Source organism: Allobaculum sp. Allo2 (assembly GCF_022701175.1).
Lineage (GTDB): Bacteria > Bacillota_I > Bacilli_A > Erysipelotrichales > Erysipelotrichaceae > Allobaculum > Allobaculum fili.
The window spans coordinates 1081088-1099722 of record NZ_CP078088.1 but is presented as its reverse complement, the minus strand read 5'-3'; the positions used below and the strand labels follow the sequence as shown (position 1 = coordinate 1099722).

The 18635-nt window shown below is 52.1% G+C and carries 21 protein-coding genes and 4 pseudogenes; 2 read left to right on the top strand and 23 right to left on the bottom strand.

From position 1 onward, the window contains the following. Positions 1–181: 181 nt before the first annotated feature. From trmD to KWG61_RS06195, 12 genes and pseudogenes are all read right to left on the bottom strand, one after another. Positions 182–996 (bottom strand): annotated as a pseudogene (gene trmD, locus KWG61_RS06255) (tRNA (guanosine(37)-N1)-methyltransferase TrmD). After that, positions 993–1490 carry a ribosome maturation factor RimM gene (gene rimM, locus KWG61_RS06250; protein ID WP_230267348.1) on the bottom strand — a complete coding sequence of 166 codons (498 nt, stop codon included), beginning with the start codon at positions 1488–1490 and terminating at the stop codon, positions 993–995. The pseudogene trmD and the gene rimM overlap by 4 nt, the downstream one beginning before the upstream one ends. Positions 1491–1543: 53 nt before the next feature. Further along, entirely contained in the window at positions 1544–1714 is a 171-nt protein-coding gene (locus KWG61_RS06245) for a KH domain-containing protein (protein ID WP_242745282.1), read from the bottom strand. Between the two features lie 81 nt (positions 1715–1795). Beyond that, positions 1796–2068, bottom strand: coding sequence for a 30S ribosomal protein S16 (gene rpsP, locus KWG61_RS06240; RefSeq protein WP_230267367.1), 273 nt, complete (start codon positions 2066–2068; stop codon positions 1796–1798). Between the two features lie 61 nt (positions 2069–2129). Continuing rightward, positions 2130–2774: a PBECR4 domain-containing protein gene (locus KWG61_RS06235; protein WP_230267346.1), complete on the bottom strand. Its 645-nt coding sequence runs from the start codon at positions 2772–2774 to the stop codon at positions 2130–2132. A gap of 166 nt (positions 2775–2940) precedes the next feature. After that, entirely contained in the window at positions 2941–3246 is a 306-nt protein-coding gene (locus tag KWG61_RS06230; protein WP_230267345.1) for a hypothetical protein, read from the bottom strand. A 146-nt stretch (positions 3247–3392) separates the two neighbouring features. After that, a pseudogene (locus KWG61_RS17175) lies at positions 3393–4697 on the bottom strand (signal recognition particle receptor subunit alpha); the annotation flags it as partial. A gap of 63 nt (positions 4698–4760) precedes the next feature. Further along, positions 4761–4907: a hypothetical protein gene (locus KWG61_RS06215; protein WP_230267343.1), complete on the bottom strand. Its 147-nt coding sequence runs from the start codon at positions 4905–4907 to the stop codon at positions 4761–4763. Positions 4908–5038: 131 nt separating this feature from the next. After that, entirely contained in the window at positions 5039–5470 is a 432-nt protein-coding gene (locus tag KWG61_RS06210; RefSeq protein ID WP_242745281.1) for a hypothetical protein, read from the bottom strand. After that, positions 5461–5820, bottom strand: a complete 360-nt coding sequence (locus KWG61_RS06205) for a hypothetical protein (protein WP_242745761.1) — start codon at positions 5818–5820, stop codon at positions 5461–5463. The genes KWG61_RS06210 and KWG61_RS06205 overlap by 10 nt, the downstream gene beginning before the upstream one ends. 53 nt (positions 5821–5873) lie before the next feature. Next, positions 5874–6116: pseudogene (locus KWG61_RS06200) on the bottom strand (glycosyltransferase family 2 protein); the annotation flags it as partial. A gap of 258 nt (positions 6117–6374) precedes the next feature. Continuing rightward, positions 6375–7013 (bottom strand): ABC transporter permease, encoded by a 639-nt coding sequence (locus KWG61_RS06195; RefSeq protein WP_242745280.1) that lies wholly within the window; start codon positions 7011–7013, stop codon positions 6375–6377. 562 nt (positions 7014–7575) lie between these two features. Here KWG61_RS06195 and KWG61_RS06190 point away from each other — a divergent pair. Next, complete coding sequence (locus KWG61_RS06190; protein ID WP_353887464.1) at positions 7576–8112, top strand: GAF domain-containing protein; 537 nt, start codon at positions 7576–7578, stop codon at positions 8110–8112. A gap of 276 nt (positions 8113–8388) precedes the next feature. On the opposite strand, the gene KWG61_RS06185 is transcribed toward KWG61_RS06190, so the two are convergent. The 8 genes and pseudogenes from KWG61_RS06185 to pheS all read right to left on the bottom strand — a co-directional run bounded on the left by KWG61_RS06185 (position 8389) and on the right by pheS (position 11836). Next, complete coding sequence (locus tag KWG61_RS06185) at positions 8389–8709, bottom strand: hypothetical protein (protein WP_242745279.1); 321 nt, start codon at positions 8707–8709, stop codon at positions 8389–8391. Between the two features lie 17 nt (positions 8710–8726). Further along, complete coding sequence (locus KWG61_RS16090) at positions 8727–8834, bottom strand: hypothetical protein (RefSeq protein ID WP_256460842.1); 108 nt, start codon at positions 8832–8834, stop codon at positions 8727–8729. Further along, positions 8810–9172 (bottom strand): hypothetical protein, encoded by a 363-nt coding sequence (locus KWG61_RS16085; protein ID WP_256460802.1) that lies wholly within the window; start codon positions 9170–9172, stop codon positions 8810–8812. The genes KWG61_RS16090 and KWG61_RS16085 overlap by 25 nt, the downstream gene beginning before the upstream one ends. Further along, entirely contained in the window at positions 9055–9507 is a 453-nt protein-coding gene (locus tag KWG61_RS16080) for a hypothetical protein (protein WP_256460801.1), read from the bottom strand. Before KWG61_RS16080 ends, KWG61_RS16085 begins: the two co-directional genes overlap by 118 nt. Further along, positions 9483–9650, bottom strand: a complete 168-nt coding sequence (locus KWG61_RS06175; RefSeq protein WP_242745278.1) for a hypothetical protein — start codon at positions 9648–9650, stop codon at positions 9483–9485. The genes KWG61_RS16080 and KWG61_RS06175 overlap by 25 nt, the downstream gene beginning before the upstream one ends. After that, on the bottom strand, positions 9638–10099 hold the full coding sequence (locus KWG61_RS06170) for a phenylalanine--tRNA ligase beta subunit-related protein (RefSeq protein ID WP_242745583.1): 462 nt from the start codon (positions 10097–10099) through the stop codon (positions 9638–9640). Before KWG61_RS06170 ends, KWG61_RS06175 begins: the two co-directional genes overlap by 13 nt. Positions 10100–10158: 59 nt before the next feature. Continuing rightward, positions 10159–10794, bottom strand: a complete 636-nt coding sequence (gene ytpR, locus KWG61_RS06165; protein ID WP_242745277.1) for a YtpR family tRNA-binding protein — start codon at positions 10792–10794, stop codon at positions 10159–10161. Positions 10795–10806: 12 nt separating this feature from the next. Continuing rightward, a pseudogene (gene pheS / locus KWG61_RS06160) lies at positions 10807–11836 on the bottom strand (phenylalanine--tRNA ligase subunit alpha). 855 nt (positions 11837–12691) lie between these two features. Between pheS and KWG61_RS06155 the strand changes: the two are divergent. Further along, entirely contained in the window at positions 12692–13333 is a 642-nt protein-coding gene (locus KWG61_RS06155) for an RNA methyltransferase (protein WP_242745276.1), read from the top strand. 177 nt (positions 13334–13510) lie between these two features. On the opposite strand, the gene KWG61_RS06150 is transcribed toward KWG61_RS06155, so the two are convergent. The 3 genes from KWG61_RS06150 to KWG61_RS06140 all read right to left on the bottom strand — a co-directional run bounded on the left by KWG61_RS06150 (position 13511) and on the right by KWG61_RS06140 (position 18234). Beyond that, the gene (locus KWG61_RS06150; RefSeq protein ID WP_242745275.1) at positions 13511–16120 is read right to left on the bottom strand and encodes a family 20 glycosylhydrolase; all 2610 of its coding nucleotides are present in this window, start codon (positions 16118–16120) and stop codon (positions 13511–13513) included. Then, the gene (locus KWG61_RS06145) at positions 16102–16677 is read right to left on the bottom strand and encodes a glycoside hydrolase family 20 zincin-like fold domain-containing protein (protein WP_242745274.1); all 576 of its coding nucleotides are present in this window, start codon (positions 16675–16677) and stop codon (positions 16102–16104) included. Before KWG61_RS06145 ends, KWG61_RS06150 begins: the two co-directional genes overlap by 19 nt. Positions 16678–16950: 273 nt before the next feature. Further along, entirely contained in the window at positions 16951–18234 is a 1284-nt protein-coding gene (locus KWG61_RS06140) for an adenylosuccinate synthase (protein ID WP_230267335.1), read from the bottom strand. Positions 18235–18635 lie beyond the last annotated feature (401 nt).

Sequence of the window (18635 nt, the reverse complement as noted above, 5' to 3'; positions counted from 1 at the left end):
TCATTTTTATAGCTTTCATCTTAAGAAGATGAAAGCGCCCGCATCTTCAGACACCGAAGCGAGTCAGGTTTTCCAACGGGCGCACGCACAAAAGCCTTCGCTTTCCGATCGAGCGAAGGCCTTCTTTTAAAACGTATAAATCCCTGAATTCTGTAAACCGATCGGCAGGAGCGATCCCGGATCAGTCATTGCTGTTTGCTTCTGCAACGGTATCGATCCCGTCGGCTGCATCCGCTGCCTTTGCGTCGGCTTCTGTTTCATTTTCAGAAGCCGCGGTGCGCAGTTCTTCCTTGAGATCTTCGAGATAAATCCAGTCCTGACGGGACAGATCCGCCTTTTCGAGCAGATCCGGCCGATGGAGCAGCGTATTTTTGAGCGCCTGCTGCCGGCGCCATTTCTGGATGTTGGCATGATGACCGGAAAGGAGAACTTCCGGAACTTCCTGTCCGTCGTAAACAGCCGGTTTGGTGTACTGGGGGTATTCGAGAAGACCGTTATAAAAGGAATCGTCGCTGCTCGAATCCTTTTGATCACTCCGTCCACCAGACGGAAAATGGCATCGCACATTGCTGCCGCAGCCGGTTCGCCGCCTGTCAGTACAAAATCGCCGAGGGAAAGCTGAATATCGGCGTGCGCACGGATGCGCTCATCAAAGCCTTCGTAATGGCCGCAAATAAGAATCAGATGCTCCAGTTTGGAAAGCTCGAGCGCTTTTTCGTGCGAAAAGCGGCTTCCCTGCGGACTTAAAAGTGCGACGACGCTGTTCGGTGTGCGTACCGATTCGAGGGCATCGAGGACCGGCTGGCACATGAGCACCATCCCCGCGCCTCCGCCATAGGGCGTATCGTCCACGTGACCGTGTTTGGACTGGGTAAAGTCGCGGAAGTTGACGAGTTCGACTTCAATCAGACCTTTGTCGATGGCACGCGAAAGGATGGACGTCTTCATCATCCCTTCAAAATATTCTGGAAACAGAGTAAGAATCGAAATTTTCATCGGAGCCCTTCCATATCTTCAATCACAATTTTCTTTTCTTCGGGATCCACCGTGCGCACGAAGGCTTCGACAAATGGAAGCAGGTAGCTTTTCTTCCTGTCTTTGGGATCGGTAACGCGAAGCACCAGATTGGCGCCGGTTTCAAGAATGTCGGTAACCTTTCCGGTCAGTTCGCCTTCCGTTGTATACACATCGCAGCCGTTAAGCTGGTGGTAGTAGTATTCGCCTTCTTCGAGTTCGCCGAGTTCTTCTTCGGGCAGATACAGCGTCTGGTTTTTCAGCTTTTCCGCCTGTTCAATGGTCGTGATTTCCTTGAAGCGAACATAGCCAAAGCCTTTGTAGACCGAATAATTATCGACGGTCAGCTTCGTATGATCGGCCAGGTAGAGGGTGTTGCCTTTCGCAAACCGCACGTCTTCCTGATCGGTGAAGAGCATGACCTTGCATTCCCCTTTCAGGCCGCGGGTATTGATAATCTTTGCGATTCGAATCATCGTGTTTCTCCTTTGAAAAAGCTGCAGGGTTTCCTGCAGCTTTCTGGTCTTTATTAATAGGCTTCGAACTTCACAAGAATGCGCTTGTGGATCGAGCGTGCCGCTGCGGACATCATGGAGCGCAGAGCGCCGGCGATAACGCCTTTGCGGCCGATCAGTCTGGCAATATCCTTGTCGTCGGCATATACATACAACAGGATTTCCTTGTCGCTGGCCGAAGCCATGGTTTTGACCGACAGAGCCTGCGGGTGATCTGTCAGTGGTTCACACAGATCATACAGGGTTTTTCCAGATCAATCATTGTCTTACTTTCCGAGTTTGGATTCGTGGAAGGCTTTCATTACGCCTTCGCGGGAAAGAATGCTGCGAACCGTATCGGAAGGCTGAGCGCCAGCCTGGAGCCATTTGAGAGCAGCTTCGTGGTTGAGCACAACCGGAGCATCTTTCTTAATTGGGTTATATGTGCCGATTTCTTCGATGAAACGGCCGTCACGCGGGCTTCTGGAATCCGCAGCAACAATACGGTAGAAAGGCTGTCCTTTCTTACCCATTCTTCTTAAACGCAGTTTTACCATGATTAATGTTTCCTTTCGTGTTTTTGCCTGATTAGAATACCACATCAGAATGAGCCGTCAAGCATTAATGCTTGACACGTACTTTCACATCGAGAGGCGTCATTTTTGCGATGTATTTGGTCGGATACGCCCGGTCCCGGTCGTTGCTTCGAATGAAATAGCTGCGCACAAACCAGCCGTCCTTTCCTTCATCGAGACCGATATGGACCGTTTCGTCCCCGTAAATGCGATACAGAATCACTTTGGCCTGCAGCTTTGTGCTGCCCGCCTTGGACGGATCGAAAAGGACCGCCTGCGGATTTTTGGCCGTTTCGATCATCTGTTCGATCATTTCGTATTCGTGCTTATAGTACTGAAACTCTTCCGGACAGCTTTTAGCCAGTTTTGCGAACGTGATCTTTCCGTTCTGGATGTTGTTCCAGCCGCGGATGCCGGAAAATTCGCTCAGATCGCTCAGCTGATTTTTGACGATCGAGCCGATGGAAAAGAGATGGCAGAAGCCGGACCGTTCAAATTCAACCGGCGCCGAAAAGGACTTCCCATTGCGCTTTCCATTCGCGTCCACTTCATTAAATGAATAAATGAAGGTCCGATCCGCCAGTTCTTCTTCAAAGCGTCTGGCCAGATTCTGAATGGACGGTACGTTTCGTCTTGGCAGCATGTACATGAACGTCTTGCGCAGCCAGCGAATGATTCGGGTTTTCTTCATCGTCTTCTCCTCGTCTTCTTTTATGCTTTTATGCTTCGTTTTTTCGTATTTGCCAGGTATTATTGGAAACAGAATCCTGTACGGCTTTTACAAAATCCAGTCCGGATCTGCCTGCTCTTTTTCATGATCTGTCCAGTACTTCATAGCCCTGGGTGCGCGATGCGCGTCAGGCGGTAAACCTCAGGCGGTAAACCATGGAAAACGTACAGCCAGACTTTCTGGCGGCTGCGTGATAATCCCGGTCATGTTCAATGCGCCACTTTGCGATTTCGACTTTCTGCTCCAGAGTATAGTCGCCATGAAGCAGTTTCTTCTCCTGGTTTTCCGTTTTTGCTTCTCCCTTATATGGAGAATATGGAGAAATTGTATCGGCTTTCCTTACGCCGCAAAATACAGAAGGAAAAGAAACCGGTATTTCAGAATGCGCGCAGGCAAAGTGTCTGTTTTGGGATGGTATTGGCCATTCTCGCATGGATCTGTTTGAAAAAGCAGGAACAGCCCTCCATGCAAAAAGCTCCTTTTCGAACTGTACGTCTGTTTTTTTCGCGCATCTCTTCGACGGGAGCTTTTTTCGTATTTGCTTATTTTTATTTTTCTTTTTCTTCTTGGATTTCTTCACTTTTTGCTTCCCGCGTGTTTGGAAGCGCCGGGCATTCCGCCGCCGCGGCGCATCGCCGCAAACGGGTTGAGGCCGCCCATGCCGGAAGACATCATCTTGGAAAGGCTCGACATCTGCTTCTGCTGTTCGATCAGCTTGTTGACGTCGGCAACTTTCATGCCGGAACCGCGGGCGATACGAATCTTGCGGCTGCTCTTAATGCAGTCGGGATGTTCTCTTTCCCACGGGGTCATGGACTGGATCATGGCCTTGAAGTGCAGGATCTGGTTGTTGACCTTGTCGTCATCGAGCTTCGCGCCCATCTTGCCCATGCCTGGGATTTTGCCAAGAACGCCGGAAAGCGATCCAAGGCGGGAAATCTGATCGTACTGGGCAAGCATGTCGTTGAAAGTGAAGACACCGGCCATCATGCGCTCAGCGGATTCCTTCGCCACTTTTTCATCGAGCTTATCCTGTGCCTGTTCGATCAGGGAGATCATGTCGCCCATGCCGAGGATACGGTCTGCCATACGATCCGGATGGAACTCTTCAAGATCGTCGACTTTTTCACCGCTCGATACAAAGAGAACCGGTACGGACGTGATGGAGCGAACGGAAAGAAGACCGCCGCCTCGTGCGTCGCCGTCCATCTTCGTTACAACAAGGCCGGTGATTTCGAGTTTTTCGTTGAATTCCTTAGCTACCGTGACGATATCCTGACCGGTCATCGCATCGACCGTCAGCAGGATATCCTGCGGTTCGATTTCCTGCTTCATCTCGCTGAGTTCTTCCATCAGCGCTTCATCGATGTGCAGACGGCCGGCGGTATCGAAGATGATCATGTCAAAGCCGTTCTGGCTGGCATAGGCTTTGGCTGCTCTGGCGGTTTCTACTGCCGGAGTTTCGGCGCCGAGCGAGAAGACTTCGACGCCAATGGACGCGCCGAGGGTTTTCAGCTGTTCAATCGCAGCCGGACGAACGACGTCGCAGGCAGCGAGCAGGACTTTTTCTTGAGTTTTTCTTTCACAAAACGGGCGATCTTGGCGGACGCGGTCGTTTTACCGGTACCCTGAAGGCCGACCATCATCACGCTGGTGATGCCGTTTTCATTCAGGATCAGCTTCGCGTCTTCCGGACCTAACAGGTTGACGAGTTCCTCGCGGACAATCTTGACAACCATCTGTCCCGGATTGAGCGATTCCATGACTTCGGTACCCATCGCCTTTTCCTTGATGCTGGCGATGAAGTCCTTGACGACCTGGTAGTTTACGTCGGCTTCAAGCAGAGACATGCGCACTTCCTTGAGCATGTCATTCATGTTGGATTCCGTCAGTTTTCCTTTGCCTGTAATTTTCTTCAGGGTTTTACTGAGCTTATCGGAAAGAGATTCAAATGCCATAAATGCAGGTTTCTCCTATCTTTTCTTCATTCTGATCGATCCAGGTCTGAGATACAGGATCGAACGGATCGGTTTTCATGCGATCCGCTGCGTTCACTTCAACAGACGATCTGGAATATCCAGTTTTTCCTTCCATAAAGGCGAAATCAGAAGCTGCACAGAGCCTTTTCCATGCGCCAGACCGCATTTTACACCATGCAAAAGGCGCGGTTCTCTTTTCTGATTTCCGAACGCAACCCCTATTGTAGCAAGATCCGCATACTTACGTCACGATAAAGGTGAATCGAGCGCCTCTCTGCCGGAAACGGTTTCCTCTTCTTCTGCCCGGAGGCTTTCTTCGCTTTGAAGCGGCGCAGAAAAGTCATAGTCCGCAAACGGATCCTGATAGTACGCCTGTTTTTCTGATGTCGGGGCTTCAAAGATTTTGCTTCCCAGCTTGATCCAGGCGATACCAAGCCAGGCGTAGTAGGCCAGAAAGTAGAGCGGGAAAAACGGCACGTTTTTCCACTGAAACAGATAGCGGATGAATTTCGGATCGTCCTGTCGATGACAAAAGAGAATCAGGGTATAAATGATCACCATGTCCGTGTTGTAGTAAAGCGGATCAAAGTTGAACACTTCGTTCGGGAAGTATTCGCGCAGCGTCTTTTCCTGGTACTTGTAGGCGTAGCGCATGAGATAGACGGTGCTCAGATCCATACAGTTGGTGAGCGATCCGCTGTGCGTCCAGTAATGGTAAAAGCGGTTGGGAATCGTACCGATCTTTTTGCGGCGACAATCGCCTTGAAAATCGTGCACGTATCTTCAAACCCCGGCAGGTGTTCGGGAAAGTGCACGTGATCGAAGCACTCGCGCTTATACAGCTTGCCCCACGGGTAGTTGTTCAGATACTTCTCCCGCACGAGATGATGCACCGCTTCAAGCGTCGTAAAATCCTTGCGCCCCGACGGGTTGCGATAAAACGGCACGGGACCAAAGTCCATGACAAACCCGCACTGCAGCACGTCCAGATTGCGCTTTTTCGCCTCTTTGACCATCGTCTCGAGCATCTTTTGTCGACAAAATCATCGCTGTCCACAAACATGACGTACTCGCCGTTTGCGCGTTTTAAGGCACGGTTTCTCGTTTTGGAGACGCCGGCGTTTTCAAAGGAATACACGTGAACGCGCGCGTCTTTTTCCGCATAGTCTTCACAGATTTCTTTCGAGGAATCCGTACTGCCATCGTTGATCAGAACGACTTCCAGATCCGGCATCGTCTGTTCAAGCAGACTGTCCAGGCATCGCTTCAGGTATTTTTCGGCGTTGTATACGGGGACAAGAATAGACACACAGGGTCGGGTCATAAACTCTCCTTTTTTTCTTTTCTTCACGCACGCTCTCCGGCCAGTATCCATGCTGTCCTCAGATGTCTCTTTCTGGGGCGGAAACGCAAAGCCGAACGGCTGACTTTTTCCCTTTTTCTGCGTGCGGTTTTCTCTGTCAATCTTTCAATCTTTTCTTTCAGTATTCGTTATTTAGCGTTCGTATTGCACAAACGTTTATTTTCCACGGGCTGCCGGCGGTTCAAAAAACGTGCCTGTTTTCTTTTTCTCTTACGTTTTCTAGCGGACGGATCCGTCGCCAAACAGACGGTCCGCGATCCAGTTCCACAGCTTTTCAAAGCAGAAGACGATCAGAATCAGCCAGATGCTCCAGCCGACTACGCCGGCCGGATTGAGATCGAGGCGCGCCATCTGCAGACTCTTGCCAATGCCCGGCTGCAGGCCCGTCAGAATTTCACTCGTCACGCACACTTTGAAGGCGAGCGACGAGGCACTTTTGAGGGCGCTCAGAAAAGCCGGCTTCATCATCGGCAGACAGATCACAAACATCCGTACCCACGCCGGCTGCGGATAAATTTTCCATACTTCGGCGTAGCGCTTCTTGAGCGATTCGAGCTGTTCATAAAACTCGCGATACACCAGCGGAAAGAGCAGGAAAAAGCCGGTCAGAATAACCGTCTGCTCCCGGCTGGTCCAGAACAGAAGCAGGATGATGTAGCACACGTTAGGCACCGTCTGAAAGAGCGAAACCAGCTTTCCGAGAAAACTGCCGGCCGGTTTCCAGAACGCGCCCAGAAACGAAGCCGCAAGACCTAACGCAAAGGACAGAACGAGCGATTCCATCGCCCGGCCGATCGTCGACAAAGCGCTCAGTAAAAAGTGGGCTTCTGCACCTGCAGCACCATCTGTTCCAGACACGCCCAGGGGTCGGACAGACGAGCGCATTGTCCATGACAAGAGCAGCTGCCGTCCAAATTCCAAGCAGAATAAAAAGGAACCAGAACCATTCGATCAGACTCTTTTCCCAGGGACGGGACCGGGATGTTTTTAAGCCAAAGGAACGATCGGCTGCGCAAACGTTATCCTTTCCGGATATCGAATCTTTACTCAGGTCGATATTCTTTCCGTTTTTTTGTCTGCGCCGGCAATCGACGGCTTTGTATTTGTTCTGTCTTTCATACTCCTAGTGAATCAGAAATTTCGATTTTCTACCGGTTTTGACTCCCGTATTTTGCATATTTCTGATGTCGATTTCTCAGTTTGCGCGCAAGAAAGGCAAAAGCAACGAACACCGGCTTTATAAACGGTCCAGTCCGGCGTTCTGTATTCAGCAAGGTCTGTATGGAATACGTTTAGAAATCCGGCAGTCCCGCTTCGTTTACAGGTCAGGGAAAGAAGATAGAAGATTCTTCCCGAAACCGGCCATTCGAATGCTTCTTGCATGCGGAATTCAATCTTCTTTCTATGGATTTAGCTTTCTTTGTGTATACTTATCCCAATTTATCCTGATTCTTTTCGGGATCGAGAGGTCATTATGAAACTTCTTCTGCAGCAGCTTCAAACCGTTTTCGAAGGCGACACGGCTCCGTTAAGCCGCCTGAACAACATGATCGCCGCCATTTACTGGAGCGATGAAAACATCAACTGGTCCGGCCTGTACTGGATCATGCATGACGGTACGGCGGATCTGGGTTCCTTTCAGGGCAAGCCGGCCTGCGAGCGGATTGCTCCACACCATGGCGTCATCGGTCATTGCGTCGATACCCGAAAAATCACCGTGGTCAATAACGTCCACGAATTTTCCGGCCACATTGCCTGCGATGGCGATACGCGCTCGGAACTTGTGCTTCCCTTATTTGTCGATCACGCCTTCCGTGCCGTTCTCGATCTGGACGCGCTCGACGAATCCCATTTCGCCGACTGGTCTATGGACGATCTGAAGCAGATTCAGACTCTGTTCAGTCAGGTTTTGCAGGAAACGCTGGACTTCGTAAAAGACGTCATTCCTTCCTTTTAAAACCGTCTTTCTCTGGTCTGTCGCTTTTCTTTATCTTCAGCCCCGCATTTTTTGTCGTCTGGATTTTGGTCATTTGATCGGTCGATCTTTTCGGACGGATACGATTCGCGCCTTTGTTTTTCGCGTCGGTTCTCCCCTTCCTTTCACATAAAAACAGCCTGTCCGGACTGCTTCAGAAGTTTTTCTGAGGCAGCCGGGCAGGCTGTCTGTGTATTGCTGCAGAAATTATCTTTTTCGGCGGAATTGGATTCCGCCAAACTCCAGATTAAACCGTTTTTACGCGGAGCGCAGAACGGCTTTGCACTGGGTCTGGATGGCTTCGATGATCGTGTTGAACACTTCCGTGATCTGCTCATCGGTGAGCGTCTGGTGTTCGGACTGGAAGGTCATAGTCAGCGCGATCGACTTTTCATCGGCGCCTACATGTTCGCCTTCGTACACGTCAAAGACATCGACATCGCGAACAATCGACTCCTTGCCGAGCTTGCCGCAGCGGCGGATGACGTCGACGATCTTGCTGGCAGGCAGATCGCGTTTGACGACGAACGCCAGGTCGCGGGTAACGGACGGATAGCGGGATGTCGGTACGAATTTCACTTTGCTCTTCTTGGTGTTCAGAATCTTATCGAGATTGATCTCGGCGATGATCGCTTTTTCACGCCGGTTTCTGCCCCGTACGTTGGATGGATTTCACCCATCAGACCGATGAGATCCTTGCCGATGTAAATTTCGGCCGAACGTCCGGGATGGAAATGAACGGTATCCTTTTGTTTTCCTTGAAGAAAATGCGGTTTTCGGAAATGCCCAGACGAACCAGGATTTCTTCAATCAGACCCTTGAGGGTATAGAAGTCGGCCGGAACAACGTCCTTGAGCCAGCGGGTCATCGTCAGCGGTCCGCCAAGTACAATGGCCAGATGTTCTTCTACGCCTTTGGAAGACGTCAGTTCGGAAATTTCGTACAGATTGATGTCCGTGTTTCCATGCGCCTTGTTCCATGCGGCCGCATCGAGCAGAGACGGCAGGATGGACGTACGGATGTAGCGGCGTTCTTCCGACATCGGCTGCGCGAGTTCAATGGCTTCGCCGGCGGAAAGAATCGCGTTGTCCTTTTGGCGGTAGAAATCAGGGTGTACGTAATCGCATCCTGTACGCCGTTTTCAAGGAGCACTTTATTGACGAAGCGGCGCTGACGCTGTTTCGGGTTGAGCTTGCCTTCGGTCATGGCCATCATCGGCAGCGTGGACGGCAGACGGTCGTAGCCAAGCATGCGGATGACTTCTTCACTCAGATCCGCGAGCCCTTCGAGATCGAGACGGGTGCTCGGAACGCGAACGGTGAACGTCGTATCTTCAACGCTGGGTTCCAGGTTCAGACGTTCGAAAACATCGAGCACTTCTTCTTTCGAGAAGTCGGTGCCCAGACGGTTGTTGATCTGTTCAAGGGTGCAGGCAATCGTTTTTCTTCAAAATCGGCGGATCCGTATTCCACGGTCGCTTCAATGTCTTTCGCATCGGCGTATTCGATCAGCAGTTCCACCGCACGATCGAGGGCCTTTTGGCTGCTAGCGGTTCGATACCTTTCTGATAGCGCAGAGACGCTTCGGTGCTTAGCGAGAGACGTCTGGCAGTGTTGCGGATGCAGACACGGTCAAACGAAGCACATTCGATGATCAGGCCGGTCGTATTGTCTTCAATTTTGGAGTCGTCGCCGCCCATCACGCCGGCGATGCCGATCGGCTTGTCCTGGCTGGTGATGACCAGATCGTCTTCTTCCAGCTTGTACGTTTCGCCATCGAGCGCGGTGTAGTCGCAGTTCAGGCCCTGCTTGACGGTAATTTCCTGCGCAGAAATGGCCGCCAGGTCGTAGAAGTGCATCGGCTGACCGGTTTCGAGCATGACGATGTTGGAAATATCGACCACGTTGTTGATCGAATGCATGCCGGCTGCACGAAGCAGATCGCGCATCCAGCGCGGCGATTCCTTAATCGTTACCGAGCCGATGATCTTGCCGTAAAAGTGCGGGCACTTTTCGGTTTCGGAACGGATTACGAGTTTTGTCGGATGATCGTTTCCGGCATCGGCCGCGCCTTCGCAGTCTGGAAGGGCAGCTTTTTATTGAGGATGGCGCCGGTTTCGCTGGCCATGCTCCAGATTGCCTGGCAGTCCGCGCGGTTTGGCGTCAGGGAAATATCGAGAATTGTATCGTCCAGACCCAGATACGAAAGCGGATCCGTATTGCCTACGGGCGCATCCGCCGGAAGCACTTCGATGCCCTCGAGCTGTTCCTGACTGAGCAGGTGCTTGTCGACGCCAAGTTCCGCAAGCGAGCAGATCATGCCGTCGGACACTTCGCCGCGAATCGTGCCGGACTTGATTTCGCCGCCGGGCAGTTTCGCGCCTGGGAGCGCGACGATGACTTTCTGTCCCGCTGCGACGTTTGGCGCGCCGCAGACGATCGGACGGACTTCATCGCCCGTATTGACGGTCGTCACGTGCAGATGATCGGAATCCGGATGATCCTTGCAGGTGAGCACTTCACCAATCACAAGACCCGTGGCATTGGAGAGTTCGATAATGTCTTCGACTTCAAAGCCGGCCGCTGTAATCGTGTCGGCAATCTGCTCCATCGTCAGATCGCCAAGATCCATATACTGTTCAAGCCATTTTCTTGAGAGTTTCATAGTCGTCCCTCCTTAGTCAAAACGATCGAAGTTCTTATTGAACCGCTGATCGTTGGTATAGAAATGACGGATATCGTCGATGCCGTATTTAAGCATGGCAATACGCTCAATGCCGATGCCAAACGCGAATCCGTTCATTTTTGTGCTGTCGTAGCCGGCCATTTCGAGTACTTTCGGGTGAACTTCGCCGGCACCGAGAATTTCAATCCAGCCGGTACCCTTGCACGTCGGGCAGCCCTTGCCGCCGCACATGTGGCAGGATACGTCGACTTCTACGCTCGGTTCGGTAAACGGGAAGTAGGACGGGCGGAAGCGGATTTCCCGGTTCTGACCGAACATCTTGCGGGCAACGAATTCCAGCGTGCCCTTCAGATCGGACAGCGGTACGTGCTCGCCGATGACCAGACCTTCAATCTGCATGAACTGGTGGGAATGGGTCGCATCGTCGTCATCGCGGCGGTACACCTTGCCCGGGCAGACGACTTTAATCGGGTTTGGCGCCTGCTCTTCGAGAACTTTCATCTGGATCGCGGTCGTATGGGTGCGCAGCAGATGTTCCGGATCGATGTACAGGGAATCCTGCATGGCACGTGCCGGGTGATCCTTAGGAATGTTGGCGCGCTCGAAGCAGTACAGGTCTTCTACGAGTTCGTCGCCTTCAATAACCTGATAGCCAAGACCGATAAAGAGGTCTTCGAGTTCCTGAAGAACGAGGTGAAGCGGGTTGAGGTTGGCGTACGCCGGTTTGCGTCCCGGCAGCGTCAGGTCGATTTTTTCCGAAGCGAGACGGGCTTCCAGCGCCTTCTGCTCCAGAGCCTGTTTCTTTTCTTCAAAAAGCGCGCTGGCTTCGGTTTTCAGGTCGTTGACCGCCTGACCAAATGCCGGCTTTTCCTCTTTCGGTACGCTTTTCATCTGCTTCATTAAGGAAGCAATCTGACCTTTTGCCCAGGTATTCAATACGCAGCGCGCTGAGCGCTTCAAGATCCTGCGCACTGGCGAAATCCTGTGCAATCTGGTTTTTCAATTCATCAAAATTCTGCATGATTTCTCCTTTCTCAAGCCGGCGCGAAAACCGGCAGGATAGCTTGCAGCGAAATGTATGTTCGCAAAGATGGAACGGAAACCCGGAAAGGATCCGTCCGTTTCCAGAAAATAAAAAACGGACGAACGCGAAAACGGCTTTCGCCGCGGTACCATTTCGCTTCGTCCGTATACAGACACACTCAAATCATGATATCCGTATGAAACGGGGAGACATTACGCTCCAGCTCAGGAATGAATTCACAGGGGCTCGGACTGCTTCTCTTTCACCGGAGTGAGAAGCTCTCTGCATGCCGTGCCGGATCTGCCACGTTTCCCTCTTTGCCTGAACACAATTGTAGCAGAGATGTCAACGCGTGCAACTTTGCGTTGAAAAACGGTCTCTGTCTTTTGAAGCATTTTCCGTAAATCTTCGTATTTTTCAAAGCGCGGACAAAACGGGAAAGGTACAGGCGGGAAAGACAAAAGAGACGGGAACGTTCTTTTTCCGCTTTCTTTTCGGCCATTCTGTCTTTTCATCCCGGCAGGCGTGCGGACGGTTTTCGATCCGCAAATTTCGCAGCGATCGCTCAGTCCATATCAGTTTTCAAGGCCCTCTTTTTGCTTGATCGCCGGTTTCTGATAGGCTGAATCTGAACGCTCCCTTTCTGGGAAATCGATCTGGATCCGGGTGGTACTTTTTCGAGAATTCCTTATTCTCGGAATTCTCGAAATCTTCGACAGAAGCCGCCGGTCCTTCTGAGGAAATGAACATGAAAATTGAATCGTTACAAAATGCATCCGTCAAGGCGATGGTCCGTCTCAAAAATAAAAGGATCGCGACGCGAGCGGCCAGTTTTTAGTCGAAGGCTTTCATATGATCCAGGAAGCGGCGCAGGCCGGCCTGCTTTTGAAAGTCTATCAGCTCGAAAATCTCGAAACGCTGCCCGGCATCGAAACCATTTTCTGCAGTCAGCCGGTTTTAAACAAAATGTCCGCGCAGAAAAGCGATGCGCGCTACATCGGCTTATGCAAGAAGCCGGCGTATGCGACGTTCAGCCACGCGACAAAAGTACTTCTTCTCGATCAGATTCAGGATCCGGGCAACATGGGCACGCTCATTCGCTCCGCCCTTTCCTTTGGCATCGAAGAAATTCTCTGCTCGACCGACTGCACAGATCCGTTCGGTCCAAAAACGCTCCAGTCCAGTCAGGGCGCGATTTTCCATCTGCCCGTCGTAACCTGCAATCTGGCCGAAGCGATTGAAGATCTGAAAAGCCGGCATATTTCTGTATTTGGCGCCGCTCTGCATCAGGATTCCGTCGAACTGCATGAACTCGCCATTCCTGACCAGTACGCGCTGATTATCGGCAACGAAGGCCAGGGCATTCGTCCGGACATTTTACACGCCTGCACGAAATGCGTACACATCGAGATGAAAACCTTTGAATCGCTCAACGCGGCGATTGCGGGAAGCATTCTCATGTACGTCTTCCAGTTTGGCGGCTCGAACAAGTAACCGCATATCGAATATTGATAGACAAACGATATTTCTGGACAAACATACAGACGAAGAAAGGACTGCCCCTTCCAGATCTCCTTACTGAGATTTGGATCGGACAGTCCTTTTTCTGCTGCTGGATATTGTTCTGGTTTGCGCTTTCGTTTCAGACTTTGTATCTGAACGACCGAATGCTTACCTGGCGGGTTTCAGCCCTTCGAGCCCGTTCGCATCGGGTGTTTTGCGCAGCGTCAGAATGTACGCATTGAGCGCTTTGGCCGCATCATCGACTGCATCTTGCGTCTCGGCACTTTCATAGACGCCTCTAGCCGCGAGAACACGTGTTTTCAGTTCATTGGTCTGTGCGGTCGGGAAGCTGGCGTCGCTCTGAAGACGTTCGGCTTTATCGAGTGCGGTTTTGAGCAGCGTGCGATTCAGCACTACGCTGCCTTTGGGGACGAGATTGTCAATCGCGTCCTGAATGGCGTCGATTTCCTCCTGCACGGAAGACTGACGGGACGTCAGCGCCTGCTGACCGGCATTCAGGGCTTCGATTAACGGACAGAACGATTCGTACGTATAAAGCGAAGGATCAAACACGCTGCCTTCGGCAAGTTTTTCGATCAGCGCGGTACCGGATTCGGGTGCCGCGATGGTGAAGTCGACTTCGCAGATTTTCGTCCAGTACTTCACAGACTGCGTCATTTTCAGACGAATGGCTTTGGCGGACTGCGCCGCAAAGGATACCGTCACGTCACGGGCGGTGCCGTCGAGTTCGCCCACTTTCGTCCAGGTGGTGCCGTCGGCGGACACTTCGACGTCCGCGCTGCGGATGTAGTCGAGTTCCGTGTCGCCCGTCGGGAACTGGACGCGGATTCCGGAAAGTTCTACCGGGTATTCAAAAGTAAAGGTGATGTCATCTCCCGCAACCTGTTCGCCGTCAAACCAGGCGTAGGTCGAGAGGTTGTTATCGAACATGCGCGAATACGCGTACGTCTGATAAGGCGGTTTCGTCGCGGTGGTCGTGATGGTCGGATCCTGGGCAAAAAGCAGACCCTTTTTGGCCTCCTGCAGACTGGCGGCTGCGTCTTCGATTTCCTTGGTCGTTGCGTCCGCTTTGTTCAGAATCGTACGGGCCTGTTCGAGGGCCGCACTGTAGGCAGACCAGCCCTGGGTAACGCTGCTTTCCTCGACGGGATGCTGATCTTCGATCCAGAGAACGTAGCGGTTCATCGAAACGAGTTCGTCCTGGGCGGTCTTCAAAGCTGTATAGGCCGCATCGACTTCACTCTGGTGCGCCGGACCGGCGGCTTTAAGCGCACTGGCTGCATCGAGCGCGTCTTTATAGGCGCTCCATCCGTCGGGCAGAACGTCACTCTGTGTATAGGGATGAGCCAGCAGTGCATCCAGTTCGGACCAGTCGGTGTACAGACTGTAAACAAAGGTAATTTCTTTGCGGTCTTCGGCATACGCTCCCGTTACGGCTTCCTGCGTGCAGCGATAGCCGTACACATCCGCCGGTTCAATCGAATACGAAGTGCCGATCGTATCGTAAAGCGTACGGTCTTCGGCGATTTTCTGTCCGTTTTCATCCTGATAGTGAATCAGTACGGAGCCCAGATTTTCCGCCGGCAGAACGGCTGGGGCTTCGGGCAGCTTGGTGCCTTTCGTCCAGGCGCCGCCGTGACCGAGCGTTTCTTCAAGCGTCTGGTGTTCGGCAAACGGCAAAATCGTATTGGACTGCGTATTCCACGACTTGGAAGCCAGGGCGCGCATTGGCGAGAGGATATCGTCCATAATGACGTCTTCGTCGACCAGATCCGGCACGTCGCACCAGATGCCGATGGCGGCACCGGCAATCACTTCGGAATCGTCTGCGATCGTATTGGCGGAGAATTTGCCCGGCGTCCATTCGTTGTAAATCAGCTGATCCGGGTTGAGGTTGTCAAAGGAATGCTGCTCACGTCCATCTGTCGGTTTGGAACCGCGCAGTACGTAATAAAAGTAGCTGGAGTTGATGTTGTAAATTTTCTTGTGACCCATTTCGATGAAGGCCGACAGTTTGGCGATCGACGGGTTCCAGCCCATCTGCGACCAGAAGTCGATGCCGATGTAGTCGTGCATTTCGATTTTCTGACGGCCGGATACGCTGGAATGACCATAGTAAATGCCGTCGTTCCAGATGCGCGGCGTAAAGCCTTTTTCATGAACGAATTCCGCCAGCTCGTTAATGTAGCCGGAAACCGTGTCTTTCCATGTGTAGCCTGCCCCGTATTTTTCCACGGCGTAGGCGTTGAGTACCGACTGGTACTGCGTCGTAAACGGCGCGCGGTCAAATTCCATGTATTCGTCGCCGCCGATGTGGAAATCGGTGCAGCCTTCAAACAGTTCGCAGTATTCGGCATACAGCGAGCGGATGTAGGCGATGGCTTCCGGGTTGGTGATGTCCAGACCGGAGGCGTAATGCGAACCGCTGCTGGAAACCTGACCATATTCCGGATGGGATTTCAGAATCTGGTCCACGTGACCCGGGGAGTCGAAGGACGGAATGACATTAATGCCGTACTTTTTCGCTTCCGCAAGAATTTCACGGACTTCGGCTTTGGTCAGATACTGATCCGACACGATCGACGGATCGGTTTCGCACTCGATGCGGAATCCGAGGTTTTCGGAGAAATGCATCTGGAGCGCGTTCATTTTGTTCCAGGACATTTCGTGGATCAGTCGAATGAACCAGTCCTTGGAAATGTATTTGCGGGCGCAGTCGACATGAATGCGCCGTTCGTTCATCGTCGGATAGTCCACGATCGTTCCATACGGAACGCCCCCTGCAGCAAAAGCGCTTCAATCGTGTGCAGGCCATGCAGTACGGCTTTCTCACTTGCCCCGGTGAGATGAATGCCGGCTGCGCTGATTTCGATGCGGTACGCTTCCGGACTGCTTGAGTCTTCAGTCACCGAATCAGCCAGATCGATCAGAATTCCGTTTGGATCGGCGGCATCGGCCGGCAAATAGCGAACCGGTACGAAATCGCTGCTTAATCCCTTGTCTTTCATTTCCGAACTGATCAGCCGCACCATATCAGAAAGCTGGGTGTTATCAATCAGATCCTGTCTGGCGCTGATCGCCAGCATGGTGTCACTGCTCAGTTTCCACGTTCCGCTTTGCGCGGCCGGCGTATATTCCTGCAAAACCGGATTGACCAGTTTGCGCAGATCGCTGACTTCGGCAGGACTCGTCGTTTCCTGCGTACTCTCTGGCGTATTGGCCAGAATCGGCGAAGCGGTCGAAAGGACCGGCGTCATGGCCATGGAGGCAGATACCAGCAGAGCCATGGTGTTTTTCCATCTTGTTTTTCTCATCGTCTTTTTCTCTTTTCTTTGGATTAAACGGTAAAGCTGTTATCTCCATTGTAAGCAAAAGGGACGATCCCGAAACCGCTTTCTGCAAATCGCCGGCAATTGTGTCCAATCCAGAATGGAAGCGGGCCAGAAACAAAAGAGCGATCAAAACCGTCTGCGCCATACGTGTCTGGGCAGAGCGTTCGATCGCTCTCTGTATTTCTTAAATTTCTTCTGGTTTGGGAAAATATGCGCGATGCGGCAATTTTCCTGTAAAACCGGACAGGACGATCGTTAATCTAAGCGATCGTTATGGGCAATATTGTTTTCACGGTCCGGTCCGACGGAAACCATCGAAACGGGTACGCCAGTGAATTCTTCAATGAACTCGACGTACTTCTTCGCGTTTTCGGGAAGCTCATCCCACGTACGCATTTTTGTGATGTCTTCCTTCCAGCCCGGCAATGTCGTGTAAACCGGTTTGGCTCTGGCTACATCCGCCTGATCGGACGGTACGTAGTTCTGGAGCCTGCCGTCGATTTCGTAGCCGGTGCACACCTTAATTTCATCGAGACCGTCGAGAACATCGAGCTTGGTCAGAACGATATCGGTCAGACCGTTGATCATGTTGGCGTGACGAACGACAACCAGGTCGAGCCAGCCGCAGCGGCGGGGACGTCCGGTTGTGGCGCCGTATTCAAAGCCGTTCTTGCGCAGCCATTCGCCGGTTTCGTCTTCGAGTTCCGTAACGAACGGACCTTCGCCGACGCGGGTCGAATACGCTTTAACGACACCGATCACCTGGTCGAGGCGGCTAGGCGCAACACCGGCACCGACGGTAACGCCGGCCGAAGTTGGCGAGGACGAGGTAACGTACGGATACGTTCCGTAGTTGATATCGAGCATGGCAGCCTGTGCGCCTTCAAACAGAACTTCTTTTCCTTCATCGATCGCTTCGTTGACCAGATGCGTGCTTTCTACGATCATCGGCACGATGCGGTCGTAAATCTGGCGGAACTGTTCCACCATTTCATCCGCGTCCATCGGCTTGCCGCCGTATACGGCGGTGAACAGCTTGTTTTTCATGGCTACATTTTCACGAAGACGCTTTTCGAACGTGTCGAAATCGATGAATTCGTGGTAGCGAATGCCCTTGCGGGCGTATTTATCCTGATAGCACGGGCCGATTCCGCGCTTGGTGGTTCCAATTTTATTGGAGGCAGCGGCTTCTTCGAGTTCATCCTGGTAGCAGTGATACGGCATCAGGATCTGGGCTCGGTCGGAAATCCGGATATGGCTGGTGGAAAGCCCGCTCTTTTCGAGCGTTTCCATTTCCTTGAGCAGCACAAACGGATTGCATACGACGCCCGGGCCAATGATGCAGGCGGCATCTTCTCTTAAAACGCCGCTGGGCAGCAGATGAAGAACGTGTTTCTTGCCATTGACCACAACGGTATGGCCGGCGTTGTCCCCGCCCTGAAACCGAACGACCATGTCCGCTTTATCGGCGAGTACATCCACAATTTTTCCTTTTCCCTCGTCACCCCACTGGGTGCCGACAACAACTTTCGCACTCATGTAATATCTCCTTTTGAGCTGCAGTCAGTGCAGACCATTAACAGTATAAAGGCTTTCTTTTTTCTTAAAGTTTTTTACTGCCCGCAGGCGGTTGCAGGGCAATTCCCCGATCCCATGGCAGCGAAAGGTGAAAAGCCGGAAACGATTCGATTTTTGACGCTCCATACCCATTCGAACGCTCCAGACAAATCGTCTGGAAAAGAGAGAACTATTCCTATTCATATACGGTATAAGTTTTTGAATGTTATACCGTAAGCGTTTACACCTTTCTTCCCTGTTTTTCACGGGAAATCTTTTCCCAACTCGCTTTTCGAGGAATACCATTCCCATCGTATCGAACATTCCCCTGCGGCCGTTCTATGGACCGGACAGCCGGGCCGAAAGCGTCAAAACGGGATCGT

What these genes read in the sequence shown, in the direction of transcription:
- rimM (WP_230267348.1), bottom strand. Translation starts at nt 1,490, where the DNA reads ATGATTCGAATCGCAAAGATTATCAATACCCGCGGCCTGAAAGGGGAA.
- KWG61_RS06245 (WP_242745282.1), bottom strand. Translation starts at nt 1,714, where the DNA reads ATGGCTTCGGCCAGCGACAAGGAAATCCTGTTGTATGTATATGCCGAC.
- KWG61_RS06235 (WP_230267346.1), bottom strand. Translation starts at nt 2,774, where the DNA reads ATGAAGAAAACCCGAATCATTCGCTGGCTGCGCAAGACGTTCATGTAC.
- KWG61_RS06230 (WP_230267345.1), bottom strand. Translation starts at nt 3,246, where the DNA reads ATGCGAGAATGGCCAATACCATCCCAAAACAGACACTTTGCCTGCGCG.
- KWG61_RS06215 (WP_230267343.1), bottom strand. Translation starts at nt 4,907, where the DNA reads ATGGAAGGAAAAACTGGATATTCCAGATCGTCTGTTGAAGTGAACGCA.
- KWG61_RS06210 (WP_242745281.1), bottom strand. Translation starts at nt 5,470, where the DNA reads ATGGATCTGAGCACCGTCTATCTCATGCGCTACGCCTACAAGTACCAG.
- KWG61_RS06205 (WP_242745761.1), bottom strand. Translation starts at nt 5,820, where the DNA reads ATGCTCGAGACGATGGTCAAAGAGGCGAAAAAGCGCAATCTGGACGTG.
- KWG61_RS16085 (WP_256460802.1), bottom strand. Translation starts at nt 9,172, where the DNA reads ATGTCGGAAGAACGCCGCTACATCCGTACGTCCATCCTGCCGTCTCTG.
- ytpR (WP_242745277.1), bottom strand. Translation starts at nt 10,794, where the DNA reads ATGAAACTCTCAAGAAAATGGCTTGAACAGTATATGGATCTTGGCGAT.
- KWG61_RS06155 (WP_242745276.1), top strand. Translation starts at nt 12,692, where the DNA reads ATGATCCAGGAAGCGGCGCAGGCCGGCCTGCTTTTGAAAGTCTATCAG.
- KWG61_RS06145 (WP_242745274.1), bottom strand. Translation starts at nt 16,677, where the DNA reads ATGAGAAAAACAAGATGGAAAAACACCATGGCTCTGCTGGTATCTGCC.
- KWG61_RS06140 (WP_230267335.1), bottom strand. Translation starts at nt 18,234, where the DNA reads ATGAGTGCGAAAGTTGTTGTCGGCACCCAGTGGGGTGACGAGGGAAAA.